An 18,546-nucleotide genomic window follows, 5' to 3' on the forward strand; every position below is an offset into this window, starting at 1 on the left:
GCGAGGGCCGCTGGCCCTCCTGCCTTTCGAAACCTGTTTCGAATGTTCTTACATCATCAGCCACTACGATACCCCTCGGATGAGGGGCAAAACATAGACAGATCAGCAGCTACGAAAATGTGGGGAGATTTTGGCGCTTACGATTTTCGAGGTGGAAGCGCATCTTAACTATTTGTTAGTATGTTGCGTTGTATGCGTAGACGCATCAGGATGTTAGACCTGTGCAAACTATTCATATTTACTTTTCAATTAGTGTTGAATATATATTCACGCAGCTGAATTTTCGTGTGCATTCCAATCCTGCTCAACCGAGAATGAAAGGATTTGCATGAAAATTACTCCGCATGGCACCCTACATCGCCTGTCCAACGGACAAAATCTGATGACGGCTTTCGTCGATGGCGTGGCTTTTGATCAAGTCATTTGCTCGAACGGATCATCGACCGAAGCTGCCTATATCGCTACCGAATGCGCGTTGCGATTTGCTCGGGCGATTGGCGCGCGCAGCGTGACAATCTTCACGTCCAGCCGTCATGTCGTTCATCAGATGAATGGCTACTGGCGAGCGCGAAAGCGAGCGACCCGTCGGATGCGCGATAGGTGCCGCAGCTTGTGTGATGGAATGAAAGTCACTTTCCAATTCTGATATAAAAAAGGAGGCCAGGGCCTCCTTTTTTATATGCTTAGTCGATGTCGTACTTTGCCAATGGCACAGCTCTCGGCTCAAACCTTAGCGCGAGATCCAGAACGCCCTTCACAAGGTTCTGCTCTCCCGTCAGGTTCTTGGCCTGCTGGAAAAGCTGGAGGGCATGACCGGGAGCGGTCAGCTCCTGTTTCCCAGCCCCCGATCCGACAAACGCGCCATATCCGATAACACGCTCAATGCAGCGCTTCGCCGGATGGGCTTCAAGCAGGACGAGATGACTGCGCATGGCTTCCGGGCCATGGCGGCGACCTTGCTCAACGAATGCGGCAAATGGCATCCGGATGCCATTGAACAACAGCTGGGCCACATCGAAGGCAATGATGTCCGGCGCGCCCATGTGCGCGGCGAGCATTGGAGCGAACGCGTGCAGATGATGCAATATTGGTCGGATCGGCCCCGATGATGTCGTAGGCGCAGCGGACTCGAAGCTGACAGGGATATGCCCAATTCTTTGCACCTGCGCCGGCAACGAGGGAAAAACCGCCCTCGCGACCCTGGATGACGAGTGATTTGGGCCGTGGCTCGATCGCAGGGCGCGGTCGGACCGACTTTCGCCTGCGTTTTGCCTTTGGTTCAGCATTCTCATCGATGAGCGAGAAGAAGTCCACCAGGGCATCGGGATCCTTCTGCTCGATCCTGCCGCCGATCATCTGCTGAAGCTGCCGGGGCGCGTGAGGGCTCGGCCGCTTGCTCGCGCATCTAGTTCAGGCAAAGTCGAGCTAGCCAATGGAATGTCATACGAATTGTTGGAATTCTCCGGATTTCCTTAGATAATTTATAGATTATTTAAGAAAATAATTGACCGTGAGATCTAACCTAAATTATAATTTTCGGATACTGGTAGTATAACTGGTATGAAATTTTTGCTTTTGTGAAATTTGATCGTAAGATCGGAAAGATTTGTCATGGCAAATGCTCCGTACCCGGCACCATTTCCCAAATCATCGCAATTTCTTTCCTGCCAAGGGGCGGCGTTGATTATTTCAGCATTCGCCGCGGGATTCCCTCGACCCAGTCCAGCGATCAGAAACTAAAGCTGAGCGAGAGCGAGGCGACATTGTCGTTGCTGTCGTCGGCATCGGGGCGGAAGCCATGCTGATGGAGATAGCCGATCTCCGCATTCACATTCTTGGCCAGCGGCGTGGTGATCGCGATGAGGTTGCGCATCCGCTCCTCGCCCTGGACACGCTGGAAATTGGTCTTGTTGAGATCGATGAAGCTTTCATGGCTGAGGATCAGCGCGGTCTTGCCGCCTTCCTTGAAGGGCATTGTCAGCTTCACATAGGGACGCAGGCGCCAGGCGGTGCCGTCAATTCCTTCGCGCCAGCGCTGCTCCATCCGCATCCGCGCGCTGACCGACACCGGGCCGAGCTTGAGGATATTGTCGACCGTCACCTGTTCGCGGACGCGATGCTCCATCACGGTGAAATCGCCGCCATCATATTGCGGGTCATGGGTGTAGCCCGCCCAGACCGTCACCTGCTTGTCGAGCTTGTAGCCGACCAGCGTGTTGCTCTCGATCTCATACAGGCCATTCCGATCATTGCTGAAGCGGGCGACGATCTCCTGCTGGAGGCGCCAATGGTCGGACAGTTTCACCGTCGCGCTGGTCGTGGTCCAGAGTTGCTCATCCTCGCTGGCATGGGCGGTCGCGGGCAGCACCATCAGGGCGAAAAGACAGAGGGATAGGCGGCGCATCGGGCATTGCTCTCCAACAGGGTTGGCGGGCCTCTATGACGATTCGATTACATAACAGCGTCAGTTTGACTGCCATTTTGTGACAATGGCAGTCTGGACCATTGCTGATGCGCACATCCTCCGTGCGGCATTCAGCAGACCCGAACATGTCGTGCCAAATCAGCCTGTTACATATTGCAATATAGTCGCAATATCATTAGCCGGGCGACATTGGGGAGAGGCCAGAGGGAGCGAACGGGCTCCATTCTTCGTCCATTTCAACGGGATCGCCGCCTTGCCCAGCCTCCGCCTCGCGCGTCTTTGCGCCCTCCCCTTCCTGTTTGAACCGCTGCCCGTGCTGGCGCAGGCCCCGCTCGATGCGGCCGCCGGCGACAGCGACATCCTGGTAACCGCCCGCGCGCAGAAACTCTATCGCGTCGAGGATAGCGAGATCGGCAAGATTCCGGCTGATCCTATGGACATTCCCCAGTCGGTGCAGGTCATCACCAGCGAACTGATCCGCGATCAGGGCGCACGCGACATCACCGATCTTTATCGCAATGTCGCCGGCGTCAGCGCCAACCAATATGCCACCGTTACCTATCGCGGTTTCCGGCAGGAATCGATGTTCTATGACGGGCTGCGCGGCGACCCGTTCCAGGGCTTCGCCGTGCCGAACCTGTTCAGCATCGACCGGGTCGAGTTTCTGAAAGGGCCGGTCGGCATGCTTTACGGCGCCAGTTCGCCCGGCGGCATGGTCAATTATGTGACGAAGAAGCCGCAGGACAAGTTCGCCGCATCGGTGCGCGCGGTGGTCGGCAACTATGATCGCTATGGCGCGTCGGGCGAAGTGACCGGGCCGATCGACGCCAATGGCGTGGTCGCCGGGCGGGCCGGCCTGTTCTATGAAAGCTTCGACCCGGTGCAGCGCTTTTCCGGCAGCCGCAGCCTGGTCGCGGACGGCGGGCTGAAGTTCAAGCTGGCGCCCGACACCAGCCTGACGGTGCAGGCGACCCGTTATGACCAGGATCTGCCCGGCAACCGGCTGCGCGGCGTGGCGATCGATGCGGACGGGAATTTCCTGGCCGACCGGAGCTGGACCCATAATGAAAAGAACGACAGACTGGACCTGAAGGGCACCGTGCTGCAGGCGCGGCTCGACAGCCGGCTGTCGGATGCGGTCAGCATCAATGCATCGGTCCGCTGGTTCCGTTATACCGAATATCAGCGCTATCATGAACCGCTGGGGCCGATCGACACCGACGGCGATGGCGTGGTCGATACCCAGCCGCGCGAATTCCGATCGCAGCATCGCACGATCGAGGGCGCGAGCCTGGCGAGCAACATGATCGCTAGGCTGGAGACCGGCGGGATCAAGCATACATTGCTGGTCGGCGCCGACTGGTATCGCGAGACCCAGGATTTCAGCGGCGTGACGATCAAGGGCGTGCCGGGCCTGTCGCTGAGCAATCCCGTCTATGGCCTGAGCAACCCGACCGAGGCGGATCTGGCCGGCCTGATCCCGGAAGTGAATGCGTCGCGCGCCCATCGCTACGGCGTCTATGCCCAGGAACAGGCCGATATCGGCGACCATGTCATCCTGGTCGGCGGCGTGCGCCATGACTGGTTCGACGACAAGGACGAGATTGGCGGCGCCTATGCCGATGGCGGTCGCTGGAGCTGGCGCGTCGGCGGCATCTACAAGCCGGTGCAGTCGGTGTCCCTTTATGGCAGCTATGCCCAGAGCTTCGAGCCACAAAGCCCCGGCAACCAGAATCCGGCGGTCGGCGGCCCCTTCGCCCCGATCGCCAGCCGCCAGTTCGAGGTCGGCGCCAAGGGCGAACTGATGCAGGGCAAATTGCAGCCGACGATCGCGCTCTATCATATCGTGCGCAACGGCATCGTGCAGGTCGATCCCGATCTGGAACCGGTCAATGGCCTGGACCAGCTGTCGCCGGTCGGCGAAGTCACCAGCAAGGGGATCGAGCTGACGCTGGCGGCCGATATCAGCAAGAACTGGGTGCTGACCGCAAATTACGCCTATAATGACGCGCGCATCACCGACAGTGCGGACGGCGCGACGATCGACAATGCGGTCGGCGGCCGCTTCCCCAACGCCCCGCATCATCAGGCCGGGCTATGGTCCCGCTATCAGATCCCGGCCTGGGGCACGGCGCTGGCGCTGGGCGGCCAATATGTGTCGGGGCAGATCGACCGGCGCGGCGCGCATATTCCCGGCTTTACCGTGTTCGACGGCAGCATCACCCAGGATCTGGGCTTTGCCGAGGCGATGATCCGGGTCGAGAATATCTTCGACAAGACCTATGCCGTCGCCACCTTCGACGCGCGCAAGGGCGCCTTTGTCGGCCGGCCCCGCACCGTGTTCCTGGAATTGCGGCGCGACTTCTGACGGTCGCGCCGCGCCCCGATCAGGCGGGGTTATGCGCTTTCAGAAAGGCTTCGAGCTGTTGGAGAAATTCCAGCCGGTCGGCCTGGCGCGAGAAGAAATGGTCGGCCAGCGGCTGTTCGACATAGATATAGTCGCGGCCGTCCACCTTGCCGGCAGCCTTGAGCTTTTCCGCCATTTCGCGGGACTGGCCGACCGGTACGCGCCGGTCCTTCTTGCCATGCATCAGCAGGATCGGCGTCGAGAAGCCGGCAGCATAATTGATCGGCGAGACGACAGCAAAATCGGGCGCCTGCTCCTTCAGCCAGTCGCCGCTGGCACCGGAATTCAGGAAGCGCCGGTCATAGCGCATCATCGCGCCCAGATCCGACACGCCGGCATAGGAGACGGCGCAGCGATATTTGCCGCCATCGCGCTGGGCCGCGCGCATCGCGGCATAGCCGCCATAGGAGGCGCCGACGACGCAGACCCGCTTGGCGTCCGCAATGCCCTGCTTCACCGTCCAGTCGACCGCGTCATTGAGATCGTCCTGCATGGCACGGCCCCATTGCCCCTCGCCCTTGGCCGCGAACTCCGTGCCATAGCCCGACGAGCCACGATAATTGGGCTGGATCACCGCATAGCCGCGATTGGCCAGGAACTGCACCCACCAGTCCCAGGTCTCCGCATCGCGGGCGAAGGGGCCGCCATGAGGCATCAGGATCAAAGGAAGATCCTTCGCCTCCTTGCCATAAGGCAGGGTCAGCACCGCCGCGATCTCCAGACCGTCACGCGCCTTGTAGCGGATCGTCTTGACCGGGGAGAGTTGGGGCCGGACACCCAGCGTCTCGCTGACCTTCGACAGCAGCGACATGGCGCCATAATCGGTGTCATAATAATAATAGGCCCCCGGCTGGCTGGCGGCGCCGACATGCACGATCAGTTTCTTCAAATCCTGACTGGTCGAGATAATGCGCGCGCGGCGATCACCCACGGCCTTGTCGATATCCGCCTGGATTTTCGCCAAAGTCGGGTCGAACCAGTGAACGGCTGGCGCGTCGGCCGTGTAGCGCACGCCCGCCATGCCGGTGCCAGCGGCATCAACCTCCAGCCCGCCAAGATCGAAGCCGGGCGCTTCATAGAGCTTTTTGCCCAATTCAAGCGTGCCTAGGTCCAGTTCATAGAAGGCATCGGTGCCGTCGCGATCGTCGCTGGCGATCGCCTTGCCCGGATCGGCAGTGAACAGCATCGGCACGATCAGCGATTCATGGCGACGCCGATTGGCCTTGTCGACCACGCGAAAACTGCCGCGACCATCGGGGCGGTAGAGCAGTTTCGAGGAACGGGCCGTGTCATTATAGCCCACCCCCATGCGCACCGCGCCAGTCGCATCGGCATACCAGCTGCGCACATATTGGCGCGACGCAACGACGGTGCGCATCTTGCCGGTGCTGACGTCCACCTCGCTAACCTGCGGCCAGAAACCAAGATCATCATAATAGATGGAGGTCTGGTAGGAGAGCAGGATGCGCGGGCTGCCATCACGGGCGACCCAGATGACATCGTCGCCATTTTGCGCGGCGACAGCCTTGGCAAGGATGCTGGCCTTGGTGCCGTCCGCCTTGATGCTGGCGACGCGGCTGATCGACCAGGGCATGCCCTGCACATTGGTTTCTGCGCCGATGCCGACGATCAGCCAGTCATTATTGACCCAGCGCCACCAGTTGAGGTCATTTTCGCCCAGGCCCATGGTGCGAACATTGCCGCCTTTCACTTCGGCGATCACCAATTGCTGCACGCCCTTGATCGCGATCCGCGCGGCGACGCGCGCGCCATTAGGCGAGAGTTCGGGTGAATCCATTGCCGGCAGTTCGGCGAAGGCCTCGATCGGCCAGGTCTTGGCGACGGTCGCCGGCACCTTGGCAGCGTCGGCCTTGGTCGCATCGGTTTGCGCAGAGACAGCAGGTGCAAAAGCCGCGAGCGCGCAGGCTGCGGCGGATAGAATCGGTTTCAAACATACCCCCAGTCAAACATGACCCCGCCCGTTGCCGGGCGGGGTCATCGTCAGTCCGGCGATTTAAAACCGGGTTAAGCGCCGTGCGCAAGCGCCGCGAGCAGCAAGAGCGCGACGATGTTGGTGATCTTGATCATCGGGTTGACCGCCGGGCCGGCGGTGTCCTTGTAGGGATCCCCCACCGTGTCGCCGGTCACCGCGGCCTTGTGCGCCTCGCTGCCCTTGCCGCCATGATGGCCATCCTCGATATATTTCTTGGCATTGTCCCAGGCGCCCCCGCCCGACGTCATCGACAGGGCCACGAACAGGCCCGAGACGATGACGCCCAGCAGCAACGCGCCCAGCGCGGCAAAGCCGTTGGGCACGCCCGCGACCGCCGCGATGATGAAATAGACCGCGATCGGCGCCAGCACCGGCAGCAGCGAGGGGATGATCATTTCCTTGATCGCGGCGCGGGTGACCAGATCGACGGTGCGGGCATAATTGGGGCGCGACGTCCCTTCCATGATGCCCTTGTTGGTGGCGAACTGGTCACGCACGTCCTTGACCACGTCGCCGGCCGCGCGGCCGACCGCCGTCATCCCCATCGCGCCGAACAGATAGGGCAGCAGCGCCCCCAGCAGCAGGCCGACGATGACATAGGGGTTGGACAGGCTGAAATCGACCGGCTCGGTGAGGCCAAGGGCCGAATTGTAGAATTTGAGATCCTCCGTATAGGCGCCGAACAGCACCAGAGCCGCCAGGCCGGCCGAGCCGATGGCATAGCCCTTCGTCACCGCCTTGGTGGTGTTGCCGACCGCGTCGAGCGCATCGGTCTTCACCCGGACGCTGTCATCGAGATGGGCCATTTCAGCGATGCCGCCGGCATTGTCGGTGACCGGGCCATAGGCGTCGAGCGCGACCACCATGCCAGCCAGCGCCAGCATCGCGGTAGCGGCAAAGGCGATGCCGATGAGACCCGCCAGCTGATAGGCGACGATGATGCCAATCACGATCACGATCGTCGGCAGCGCCGTCGATTCCAGGCTGATGGCGAGACCCTGAATGACATTGGTGCCATGACCGGTTTCCGATGCCTTGGCGATCGAGCGGACCGGGCGATAATTGGTCCCGGTATAATATTCGGTGATGACGACCAGCAGCCCGGTGACGGCGAGGCCCACCATCATCGACCAGAACAGCGCCATGCCGGTATAGCCGCCAACGCCATCCAGGTCAGTGCCGAACGGCGTGCTCAGATCACCCAGCGTATAATGGGTGACGAACCAGAGCGCCGGGATCGACAGGATCGCGGTGGTCCAGAAGCCCTTGTAGAGCGCACCCATGATCGACTGGCTGACGCCCAGGCGGACCATATAGGTGCCGATGATGGAGGTGATGATGCACACGCCGCCGACGATCAGCGGCAAGGCCATCAAGCGCATCAGGAAGGCGTTGTCGACGCCGGTCACCAGCAATGCGGTCAGCACCATTGTGGCGCCGACGGTGACGACATAGGTTTCGAACAGGTCGGCCGCCATGCCGGCGCAGTCGCCGACATTGTCGCCGACATTGTCCGCGATCACCGCCGGGTTGCGCGGGTCATCCTCCGGGATGCCGGCCTCCACCTTGCCCACCAGATCGGCACCGACATCGGCCGCCTTGGTGAAGATGCCGCCGCCCAGTCGCGCGAAGATGGAGATGAGGCTGGCGCCGAAGGCCAGCGCGACCAGGCTGTCGATCACCAGCCGGTCATCGGGGGCATGGCCGGCCGGGCCGGTCAGATACCAGAAGAAGGTGCTGATCGCGAGCAAGGCGAGGCCCGCCACCAGCATGCCGGTGATCGCGCCGGCGCGGAAGGCGACGGTGAGGCCGCTCTGCAGCGTGCCGCGCGACGCCTCTGCCGTGCGCACATTGGCACGCACCGAGATGTTCATGCCGATGAAGCCGGCCGCACCCGACAGGATCGCGCCGATCAAGAATCCTACCGCAGAGGTGATCCCGAGGAAGAGGAAGACAAGGACGGCGACAACGATGCCGACCACCGCGATGGTGGTATATTGGCGGCCGAGATAGGCCTTCGCCCCCTCCTGGATCGCCCCCGCGATCGCCTGCATCGTATCGTTGCCCGCCGGTGCGGCCAGCACCTGGCGACTGGTGAAAAGCCCGTAGAGAACGGCCAGCAGGCCGCACCCTATGGCGATATGGACTATCTGCATGCTTGTTCCTCTCCCCCTATTGTTGCTGTCATCGATCGCTCCGCAGGGAATGACGGGCGGGCGAAGGGCGCAACAGCGGGCGGCCGGACGGAGAAACGCCGGCATCGGGCACCGCGTCAATCAGCAACAGGACGATGCGCATCGGGCGCTCCAACCGGCTGAGAATAGGGTGATAGGAAGCTACAGGTCAGGCGCCGCGCGTCAAGCCGGTAGCGCAATGATCCAGATCAGCCATGTTCCCAGCCGAGCCGGTCGGGCAGCGGCATGACCGCGCCGTCGATCAGCAGGGTCAGGCCCGCCCCTTCTGCGAAACGGCCGATCGGGATCGCGCGCACCGGCGGCGACATACCGGGCGGCAGCGCGAAAAGCAGTTCATAATCGTCGCCGGCACGGGCGGCGGCGAGCTGGATCGCGGTGCTGGCGCCGCGCACGCTCTCGAGCGCCGGGGAGAGCGGGATATGGTCGATGGTGACGGCGAGGTTGCTGGCCGCGCCCATGCGCGCGGCATCGATCAACAGGCCGTCGGACAGGTCCATCATCGCGGTCGCGACGCGAGCAAGCAAAGCCCCCTCTGCCAGACGCGGGCGCGGTCGGCGATAGGCGGCGACCAGCGGGCCGGACGCGGCAGGATCGGCGCGGGCAAGGTCGAGACCGATGCCGGCATCGCCGACCGGCCCGGTGACATAGAGGCGATCGCCCGCCTGCGCGCCGGCACGGCTGGGGACCAACGTGCTGGTCGCCTCACCAATCGCAGTCAGGCTGTAGCTGCGCGGTGCGCCGGCCGGCATGCTGACCGTGTCGCCACCGAGCAACGGCATGGCGTAGCGCTCCAGCGCCTCACCCAAACCTTCGAGGAAAGCTGCGTCCCAGCCATCGTCGCCCGACAGGCTGTAGTTGAGCAGGCAGCCCACGGGCTTCGCGCCTTTGGCGGCGAGGTCCGACAGATTCACCGCCGCCAGTTTCCAGCCGATATCGGCCGGCGGATCGGTGGGGAGATAATGAACGCCCTCCACCATCGTGTCGCTGGTGAGGATGAGGCGCGTGGCGCCGACCGGCAGCACCGCGACATCGTCCTGCAACCCCTGCGCGGCGGGATCATGGGCGAGCAGGCGCAGCAGGGTGAGGAAGCGGGATTCGGCGGACATGATGTAATCTCTATCCCAGCACCCGCTTCTACAGAAATCATCCGCCATCCCCGCGGACGCGGGGATCCATTGCGCGCTATGTTGGCGGGGAAGCGCTGAATGGATCCCGGATCAAGTCCGGGGTGACGTCCATTACAGAACGCGTCCGTGCAACCTTATTTCCGCACGTCCTTCGACACGCCGTCGAGCAGGCCGTTGACGAAGCCGGCTTCGCGCTTGTCGTAGAAGGCGTGGGCGACATCGACATATTCGCTGATGACGGTGCCGGTCGCGACATCCTGGCGGGCGAGCAGTTCATAGGTGCCCGCGCGCAATATCTGGCGCATCGGCTTGTCGAGGCGGTCGAGGGTCCAGCCGCTCGACAGGCGCGAACTGATCAGCCCATCAATTTCGGCGCGGCGGCGATCGACGCCCGACACGACATCATCGAAGAAATTCTGCTCGGCCTCGGCATAGGTCACGTCCTCGATCGTCGCGCCCAGGCGATGTTCGTGGAATTCGTGCAGCAGCAGATGGAGCGGCGTGCCCTCCATTTCGAGCTGATAGAGCGCCTGGACCGCGGCGAGGCGCGCGGCGGAGCGGGATTTGGAGCGGTCGTTCATGCGGCTTTCTAATCCGTGAATATCATGCCTGTCGAGAAGCCCGCATAACCGGTTCTCGACAGGCTCGAACCGAACGGGAAAAAATCAGAGCCGCAGCGCGACCGATGCGGCGTGAGCGGGCAACCCTTCCGCCTCCGCAAGAGCGACGGCCGCGGGGCCGATCGCCTGGATCGCGTCGGGGGTAAGGCCAAGAAAACTGGTGCGCTTCATGAAGTCGAGCACCGAGAGGCCCGAGGAGAAGCGCGCGCGGCGACCGGTCGGCAGCACATGGTTGGGGCCAGCGACATAATCGCCCACCGCCTCGGGCGTCATACGGCCAAGGAAGACCGAGCCGGCGTGGCGGACCTGCGCGAAATAGCGGTCGGGATCGTCTACTGCCAGTTCCAGATGTTCGGGCGCGAGCCGATCGACCAGCGGCATCGCTTCATCCAGGTCGCGGACCAGGATGATCGCGCCATTGGCGGCCCAGCTGGTGGTGGCGACGGCCTGCGTCGACAGCAACGGCAGGCGGCGCATGACGGCCTGTTCGACGGCGTCGGCAAAGGCGGCATCGTCGGTAAAGAGGATCGACTGGCTGGTCGGGTCATGTTCCGACTGGCTCAGGAGATCGGCAGCGATCCAGTCGGCGTCGTTCCGGCCATCGGCGACGACGACGATTTCGGACGGGCCGGCGACCATGTCGATGCCGACCACGCCATAGAGCTGGCGCTTGGCTTCGGCGACCCAGGCATTGCCGGGACCGGTGATGACGTCGACCGGCTTGATCCGTTCGGTGCCATAGGCCAGCGCGGCGACGGCCTGCGCGCCACCGACGCGCCAGATCTCCTCGATCCCCGCAATCTGGGCAGCGGCCAGCACCAGCGGGTTGATTTCCCCTTTCGGCGTCGGTGTCACCATGGCGATGCGCTGCACGCCCGCGACCTTGGCCGGGATGACGTTCATCAGCAGCGAGCTGGGATAGGCGGCGCGGCCACCCGGCACATAGAGGCCGGCAGCATCCACCGCGGTCCAGCGCGCGCCGAGGCGCACGCCGGCGGCGTCGATACCGTCACTATCCACCGGCCTTTGCTTTTCATGATAGGCAGTGATGCGCGCGGCCGCGAGTTCGAGCGCATTGCGCAGCGGCGTAGACAGGCCATCGAGCGCGGCGCGGCAATCGGCCGGGGCGACCGCCCAGCCGCTGACGTCCAGATCATGATGGTCGAAGCGGCTGGTATAATCGGCCAGTGCGGTGTCGCCATGGGCGCGCACCGCCTTCAGGATGGCGCCGACGTCGCGCGACACATCCTCGTCCGCCTCGCGCCGGGCATCGACCAAGGCGGTGAAATCGGCGGCGAAGCCGGCGACCTTACTGTCGAGCCTAAGCGGCATCGCGCACCTCCACGGCCTTGCGGAACGCCTCCACCAGCGTGGTGAGATCGGCCGAACGCATCTTGTAGGCGGCGCGATTGACGATCAGCCGGGCCGAGACCGGCATGATGATCGCGGTTTCAACCAGGCCATTGGCCTTGAGCGTGGCACCCGAGGACACAAGGTCGACGATGCGGCGCGACAGGCCGAGCGAAGGCGCCAGTTCCATCGCGCCATTCAATTTCACGCATTCGGCCTGAAGCCCGCGCGCCTCATAATATTTGCGGGTGAGATGGGGATATTTGGTGGCGACGCGGACATGGCTCATCGCGGCCTGATCCTCGTCCCCGGCATCCGCCGGTTCGGCGACCGACAGACGACAATGGCCGATATTGAGGTCCACCGGAGCGTAAAGTTCGGAATAATCGAACTCATCCACTACGTCGGAACCGACGATGCCGATCTGGGCTGCGCCATGGGCGACGAAGGTCGCCACGTCGAAGGCGCGCACGCGGATGATCGAGACATTGGGCCGGTTGGTGGCGAAGCGCAGCGCCCGGCTCTTCTTGTCATGGAATTCCGCCTCCGGTTCGATACCGGCTTTGGCGAGCAGGGGCAGCGCCTCTTCGAGGATGCGGCCCTTGGGGATGGCGAAGGTGATCGGGCGAGTCATGACCGGCGGGCCTTAGCCATCGACGCGCCAAAGCACAAGATTTTCGGGCTAGGAGAACGGGAAGCTCAGCCCCAGAAGCGCCTGGTGTCGAGCAGAGCGGCATAGGCCTTTTCGGCGCGGCGCAGCAGACGGCGCTGCGCCTTGTCATCTGGCGCGGGCCAATCGAAGCCGATGCCGGCCGCCGCGAGGGTGGCGGGCGCGGTCGCCAAATCGTTGAGCGCGCCCAGATCATCCTGCAGCTTTTCCAGCATGGCGGAGAAGGCCGCATGGCGTCGCTGCTGTTTGTTCTTCGGAAAAAGCGGCGCGAAAAATTCGTTGGCGTAGCGGAGTTTCTTGGCGGCGATGCGAGCCTGGTGGCGCCGCTCGTCGCTGCGCTTGGCAAGATTCTTCCCCTTGCGCTTCAGCCGCTTGCGTCGATCCGACAGGATTTCGGCAGCAAAGGGCCTGACAGGCGCATGCAGCAACGCGGCATCGGCCGGTCGGCTACACCAGTCACCCAGCGCCAGCCATTCGGCGAGATCCAGCATCAGGATGCGGGTCTCGCGCGCCTGCAGGCGAAGCTCGGCATCTGCCAGCGCTTCCGCACGAACAAGCGCGAGGCGGGCGGTGGCATCATCAGGCAGGCTGGGCAACAGCACGTCGATATTGCGGACCCGGCCCAGCGTGGCAGCGAGCGCACGCAGACCATCCTTGAGCGGCGCGAGCGCGAGATCGCCCGCCAGCACCGGCGCAAAGATCGACAGCGCCGAGCGCAGCCGGCGCAACCCCACCCGCGCCTGATGCAGCGCGCCGGGCGCACCGGTGGTGAACAGAAGATCCTCGTTCAGGCGGAATTGGCGGATGCAGCCCTGGGCGATGGCACGAAAGGCCTGCTCGACGGTTGCGTCGGGCGCAATCGCAATGGGTTCGGCCTTGGCCGGCTTGCGCCGTTCCTTCGCGAGCAGGGCATAGCCGCGCTCCGACTTGGAGCGCATGCCCAGACGCAGCGGCACCAGGTCGTTGAGCTGGCGGGCCATCGAAAAAAGCAGGGCCGGTTCACCCGACAATAATTCCAGTTCCACCTCTGCCAGCGGGGTGGCACGACGGCCGACCCGAACCCGGCCGATATCGATTGCGCATTCGACCCCCTGCCCGTCCCGATCGAGCCGATGCACGGTGCGTTCGATGTCGGTGACGAAAATCTTGTCGGCGGTCGCGACGGTGGCGGCGCCGACGGCCCGATCGAGCGGATCTGGAATCGCATCGAACAGCGGGACATTGCCGTCGACCGGCTTTTCCCATTCCGAGCGGGCAAAGAGGCCAGCCGCCCTGCCGCCATCAGCCTTGATCGTCTGGACATGGGCCCGCCCCTTGCGCCGGACGCGCAGCGAAAAACCGGCACGGTGCAGATCGAGCGCGGGCGTATCGAAATAGGTCGCAACCAGATGGGCCGCCTGCCCCTTCTGCCCTGCGAACAAAGGTGCATCGGCCAGCAGGGCGCGATCGGCCGGGTCAAATTCCAGCTTCAGCTCGACTTCGCGGTTGTCCATCCGTGCGCCCCTTGTTGCGAGCGGTGCCGTCAGGGCAGGGACGCTAGATCGAATCGGGCACGAAAGGAAATATAATTGTCACAATTGGCCGTGCCGCCGGCTCAGGCGGCCTCGGCCAGCGCAGCCTCGGTCGCGGCGATCCAGCCGCCGCCCAGTAACTGATCGCCGGCATAGAGGACTGCGGCCTGCCCTGGTGCGACACCATATTCGGGCGCGTCGAAGATCAGCCGATCGCCTTCGAGGCGCGCCGGAACCGGCTTGGCCATGGAGCGGACCTTGGCGGTCAGCGGCCCGGTAAAATCGCGACCAAGCCAGTTGATGTCGCTGAGGCGCGCGCCCGACACGGCCAGCGCAACCTTTGGCCCGACGATCACCCGCCGTCCTTCGGCATCGAGCCGCACGACATAGAGCGGTTCGGCCTGGCCACCGATTTCCAGCCCCTTGCGCTGGCCGACCGTGTAATGGATCAGCCCCTTGTGCCGGCCCAGTACCCGGCCGTCGACATGGACGATGTCGCCGCCCTCGTCCGCATTGGGGCGCAGCTTGCGCACGATCTTGGCATAATCGCCATCGGGCACGAAGCAGATATCCTGGCTGTCCGGCTTCAGTGCCACCGACAGGCCGAGTTCAGCGGCAATTTCGCGCACCTGCGGCTTGGGCAGACCGCCCAGCGGGAAACGCAGATAGTCGAGCTGGGCCTGAGTCGTGGCGAACAGGAAATAGCTCTGGTCGCGGGCCGGATCGGCAGCGCGGTGCAGTTCGGCGCCCTGCGGCCCTTCGACCCGGCGGACATAATGGCCGGTCGCCAGACAGTCGGCACCCAGGTCGCGCGCGATCTGGAACAGGTCGGTGAACTTCACCCCCATATTGCATTTGACGCACGGGATGGGGGTGCGCCCGGCCATATATTCATCGGCAAAGTCGGCGATCACCGAATCGCGAAACTGGCTTTCATAATCAAAGACATAATGCGCAATACCGATGCGATCAGCGACGGCGCGCGCATCGCGGATGTCCTGGCCCGCGCAACAGCTGCCGGTACGGCCGACGGCGGCGCCATGATCATAAAGCTGGAGCGTCACGCCGATCACTTCCGCGCCGGTCTTCGCGGCGAGCGCTGCGACGACGCTGCTGTCCACGCCGCCGGACATGGCAACGACAATGCGCCGCTGCGAGAGCGGCTCTGGGAGCTGAAATTCGGGCTGCATGGCCGCCCATATAGTCGCAGGCGGCGCCGCGTTCCAGCATCTTCCCCAAGAGGCGCATCGTTTCGATGACGAAAATGTGTCCGGCATTTACCGGACCTTATCGATTAGCCCGGTAGAAGCCTGGTCATGGATCTGAGTTTTCTCCGGACAGGCGGGCTGAAACCCGCCCTGACAAGGCCGACAGGCCGGGCACGCGTCCCGGCCTGGCCTTTCCTGCGGGCGGCTTCGGCTGCGGCGCAGGCGGCCAGTCCCACGGCCTTGGCGGTCGCGGGCGTCCTGCGGGGGCAGGACGGGATGGAGGACTGGATTCAGGAACTGGCCGAGCTTTTCGCGCCACGTTCCGACGGCAAGATCGAAGCCGTTCGTCTCGCAGGAAGCTTTAACCCGCTGATCGCGAGCCATTTAGGGGTGGGGCAAGGATGATGAAGCCTGTGTTTACCTTGGGGCTTTAGCCGATCTTCAGGGCTGATGTGACAACGAGGTTTCGCTGCTGAATTCGGCAACGCCAATGCCGCTAATTGAGGGTAAAGATGATAGAGAACCAGAAAATCAGGCCTGCACAGGTCGTAGGACCGCTCGGCGAACCCCTGACGCTGGAAAATCTGCCGCCCGTGAACACCACTCGCTGGGTGGTGCGTCGCAAGGCAGAAGTCGTCGCTGCCGTCAATGGAGGTCTACTGACCGTGGACGAAGCATGCGCCCGCTACAGTCTGACGCTGGAAGAATTTGCCAGCTGGCAACGCGCGGTGGACCGTTCGGGCATGCATGGCCTGCGCGTCACGCGCATCCAATATTATAAGTCGCTCTACGAGCGGCAGCAGAAATATTGAGGGATCGGGTGCCGCCGGCGGGCGGACACCGTAGAAAATGATGCGGGGGCCGCCGGACAGACCGTCCGGCGGCCCCTTTCGCGTTGCGGGTCGGGGATGGTTTCCAAGGCGGAATCATTTTGTGCGGGAACGCGAAGCCATGTTCCGGGTTGAATAGCCAGCAAACCCGTTGGGGGTGTGGTCAAGGAGAGTAACATGGGCATCATCTTGTGGCTTATCGTCGGCGGCATCATTGGCTGGCTCGCCAGCATGATCATGCGCACGGACGCGCAGCAGGGCATCTTGCTGAACATCGTGGTCGGCATTGTCGGCGCCTTCATCGGCGGCCTGATCTTCAGTGGCGGCTCGATCAACAATGCCGGGCTGACACTCTACAGCTTCCTCGTTTCGCTGCTGGGCGCGGTCATCCTGCTGGCGATCGTCAACTTGGTACGGCGCGGATCGGTCCGCTAACGACCGGACATTCCATATCAAAGGCCGTGTCCTTCCCAGGAAGGACGCGGCCTTTTTGCGTCAGCGCCGGACGCTGAACCAGCGATAGAGCGCCAGCACCGCGATCGCGCCCAGCACGGCGGCGATGAAGCTGGCACGCTGACCCGGTGCATAAAAGCCCATGATCTGCCCGACAAAGGCCGCCAGCAAGGCCCCGGCCATGCCCAACAGGATGGTGACGACGCAGCCCCCCGGATCGCGGCCCGGCATGACCAGCCGCGCCAATGCTCCAGCGAGCAGGCCCGTCATGATCCATCCCAGCAATTCCATGGCGCGCATCCTTCTTGTACTGTCCAGCCCGCCCCAAGGCGCGGCATAGCGACATAGTCCGGCCCCTTTGGCAAGAGACGGACAAGATGCAAGAGCCCGCCAGCCCCTTCGCAAGGGCACAATTGGCTTTGCGAAGGCCCGTCCAACCGTGATATTGGGGCTTGAGGGCGGTGATATATTCATATAACACAGTTCCGAGTTTGGGCGGAACCCGCCGGAGAGATGGAAACGGCATGAATTACGAAACTACGCTGACGGGCGAATCGTCCGCGATCCTGGTCGATGACGAAGACCGGATTCGCCGTCGCCGGCGTCTGCTGATCATCGGTGGCGTTGTTGCGGTTGCGCTGGTGGCGGCGGCTGCCGCGCTGTCGATGCGTGGCAAGGATGCCGCCGCCCCCGACGCCGCACCGCAGGCGCCGGTCGTGACCGTGCTGACCCCCGGCCAGACGATGGTCGCCCGCACCGTGAGCAGCACCGGATCGCTGGCCGCCCGTGTCGACATGCCGGTCGGCGTGGTCGGCGAAGGCGGCATGGTGACGCGCGTGCTGGTGCAGCCGGGCGACTGGGTCCGCGCCGGTCAGGTGCTGGCCACGGTCGAACGATCGGTCCAGAGCGAGCAGGTCAATTCGCTGGCCGCACAGGTCGAGGTGCAGCGTGCCAATGCCAAGCTGGCCCAGGCCCAGCTGGAACGCGCCAAGGCGCTGGTCGGCCGCGGCTTCATCAGCGCCGCCGACATCGACCAGCGCACCGCAACCCGTGACCAGGCCGTCGCCCAGGTCCGCGTGGCCGAAGCGCAACTGGCCGAGCAGCGCGCCCGCACCGGCCGGCTGGACATCCGCGCGCCGGCATCCGGCCTGGTGCTGACCCGCACGGTCGAGCCCGGCCAGATCGTCCAGGCCGGCGGCGGCACATTGTTCCGCATGGCCAAGGATGGCGAGATGGAAATGCAGGCACAGGTGGCGGAAGCCGATCTGGCGACGCTGCGCGCCGGCAACAGCGCGACCGTGACCCCAGTCGGCAGCAACCAGCATTTCAGCGGTCGCGTCTGGCAGGTATCGCCGGTCGTCGATCCGCAGACCCGCCAGGGCATCGCCCGCATCGCGGTCGCCTATAATGACGCGATCCGCCCCGGCGGTTTCGCGTCGGCGACGATCACCAGCGGCTCGGGCAATGCCCCGCTGCTGCCGGAATCGGCGGTACAGAGCGACGCCAAGGGCAGCTATGTCTATATCGTCAACGGCAAGAACCAGGTCGAACGGCGCGACGTGAAGGTGGGCCAGGTGTCCGACACGGGCGTCGCCATCACCAGCGGCATCACGGGTGCCGAGCGCATCGTGACGTCGGCCGGCGCCTTCCTGACCGTGGGGCAGAAGGTGAAGCCGGAAGCGCTCAAGGCGCGCTGACGCAATGGTCCCGGCCGGGTCACCATGCCCGGACCGGCAGGACTGACAATATTGGAAGCG

At 63.6% G+C, this 18,546-nt stretch carries 16 protein-coding genes and 1 pseudogene; 7 read left to right on the top strand and 10 right to left on the bottom strand.

Annotated features, from left to right (window positions below; translation table 11 throughout):
• Positions 1–328: 328 nt before the first annotated feature.
• Complete coding sequence (locus BRX37_RS17935) at positions 329–646, top strand: reverse transcriptase-like protein (protein ID WP_125988541.1); 318 nt, start codon at positions 329–331, stop codon at positions 644–646.
• Positions 647–755: 109 nt separating this feature from the next.
• A pseudogene (locus BRX37_RS27645) lies at positions 756–1,109 on the top strand (tyrosine-type recombinase/integrase); the annotation flags it as partial.
• A 620-nt stretch (positions 1,110–1,729) separates the two neighbouring features.
• Here BRX37_RS27645 and BRX37_RS17945 read toward each other — a convergent pair.
• Positions 1,730–2,404 carry a DUF2490 domain-containing protein gene (locus tag BRX37_RS17945; RefSeq protein WP_125988543.1) on the bottom strand — a complete coding sequence of 225 codons (675 nt, stop codon included), beginning with the start codon at positions 2,402–2,404 and terminating at the stop codon, positions 1,730–1,732.
• A gap of 274 nt (positions 2,405–2,678) precedes the next feature.
• Between BRX37_RS17945 and BRX37_RS17950 the strand changes: the two genes are divergently transcribed.
• Complete coding sequence (locus BRX37_RS17950) at positions 2,679–4,793, top strand: TonB-dependent siderophore receptor (protein WP_125988545.1); 2,115 nt, start codon at positions 2,679–2,681, stop codon at positions 4,791–4,793.
• A gap of 19 nt (positions 4,794–4,812) precedes the next feature.
• Here the strand turns inward: BRX37_RS17950 and BRX37_RS17955 are convergent, their stop codons facing one another.
• The 8 genes from BRX37_RS17955 to mnmA form a co-directional block, all read right to left on the bottom strand.
• Complete coding sequence (locus BRX37_RS17955; protein WP_486056647.1) at positions 4,813–6,783, bottom strand: alpha/beta hydrolase family protein; 1,971 nt, start codon at positions 6,781–6,783, stop codon at positions 4,813–4,815.
• Between the two features lie 74 nt (positions 6,784–6,857).
• Positions 6,858–8,981, bottom strand: coding sequence for a sodium-translocating pyrophosphatase (locus tag BRX37_RS17960; RefSeq protein ID WP_125988547.1), 2,124 nt, complete (start codon positions 8,979–8,981; stop codon positions 6,858–6,860).
• Between the two features lie 227 nt (positions 8,982–9,208).
• The gene (thiL, locus tag BRX37_RS17965; protein WP_125988549.1) at positions 9,209–10,126 is read right to left on the bottom strand and encodes a thiamine-phosphate kinase; all 918 of its coding nucleotides are present in this window, start codon (positions 10,124–10,126) and stop codon (positions 9,209–9,211) included.
• Between the two features lie 155 nt (positions 10,127–10,281).
• Positions 10,282–10,728: a transcription antitermination factor NusB gene (gene nusB, locus BRX37_RS17970; protein WP_125988551.1), complete on the bottom strand. Its 447-nt coding sequence runs from the start codon at positions 10,726–10,728 to the stop codon at positions 10,282–10,284.
• A gap of 84 nt (positions 10,729–10,812) precedes the next feature.
• Complete coding sequence (gene hisD, locus BRX37_RS17975) at positions 10,813–12,099, bottom strand: histidinol dehydrogenase (protein ID WP_125988553.1); 1,287 nt, start codon at positions 12,097–12,099, stop codon at positions 10,813–10,815.
• Entirely contained in the window at positions 12,089–12,751 is a 663-nt protein-coding gene (gene hisG / locus BRX37_RS17980) for an ATP phosphoribosyltransferase (RefSeq protein WP_125988555.1), read from the bottom strand. Before hisG ends, hisD begins: the two co-directional genes overlap by 11 nt.
• Positions 12,752–12,816: 65 nt before the next feature.
• Positions 12,817–14,280, bottom strand: coding sequence for a CYTH and CHAD domain-containing protein (locus BRX37_RS17985; RefSeq protein WP_125988557.1), 1,464 nt, complete (start codon positions 14,278–14,280; stop codon positions 12,817–12,819).
• A 101-nt stretch (positions 14,281–14,381) separates the two neighbouring features.
• Positions 14,382–15,488, bottom strand: a complete 1,107-nt coding sequence (gene mnmA / locus BRX37_RS17990; protein WP_125988559.1) for a tRNA 2-thiouridine(34) synthase MnmA — start codon at positions 15,486–15,488, stop codon at positions 14,382–14,384.
• Between the two features lie 126 nt (positions 15,489–15,614).
• Here mnmA and BRX37_RS17995 point away from each other — a divergent pair, with 126 nt between their 5' ends.
• The 3 genes from BRX37_RS17995 to BRX37_RS18005 all read left to right on the top strand — a co-directional run bounded on the left by BRX37_RS17995 (position 15,615) and on the right by BRX37_RS18005 (position 16,771).
• Positions 15,615–15,911, top strand: coding sequence for a hypothetical protein (locus tag BRX37_RS17995; protein WP_097384715.1), 297 nt, complete (start codon positions 15,615–15,617; stop codon positions 15,909–15,911).
• Between the two features lie 107 nt (positions 15,912–16,018).
• Positions 16,019–16,318, top strand: a complete 300-nt coding sequence (sciP, locus tag BRX37_RS18000) for a CtrA inhibitor SciP (RefSeq protein WP_004208844.1) — start codon at positions 16,019–16,021, stop codon at positions 16,316–16,318.
• Between the two features lie 195 nt (positions 16,319–16,513).
• Positions 16,514–16,771 (top strand): GlsB/YeaQ/YmgE family stress response membrane protein, encoded by a 258-nt coding sequence (locus BRX37_RS18005; RefSeq protein WP_004208845.1) that lies wholly within the window; start codon positions 16,514–16,516, stop codon positions 16,769–16,771.
• Between the two features lie 60 nt (positions 16,772–16,831).
• Here the strand turns inward: BRX37_RS18005 and BRX37_RS18010 are convergent, their stop codons facing one another.
• On the bottom strand, positions 16,832–17,080 hold the full coding sequence (locus BRX37_RS18010; RefSeq protein ID WP_069336366.1) for a GlsB/YeaQ/YmgE family stress response membrane protein: 249 nt from the start codon (positions 17,078–17,080) through the stop codon (positions 16,832–16,834).
• 233 nt (positions 17,081–17,313) lie between these two features.
• On the opposite strand from BRX37_RS18010, the gene BRX37_RS18015 reads away from it, so the two are divergent.
• Positions 17,314–18,486 carry an efflux RND transporter periplasmic adaptor subunit gene (locus BRX37_RS18015; protein WP_037521299.1) on the top strand — a complete coding sequence of 391 codons (1,173 nt, stop codon included), beginning with the start codon at positions 17,314–17,316 and terminating at the stop codon, positions 18,484–18,486.
• Positions 18,487–18,546 lie beyond the last annotated feature (60 nt).

It is taken from the genome of Sphingomonas sp. S-NIH.Pt3_0716 (assembly GCF_003950715.1).
GTDB lineage: Bacteria > Pseudomonadota > Alphaproteobacteria > Sphingomonadales > Sphingomonadaceae > Sphingobium > Sphingobium yanoikuyae_A.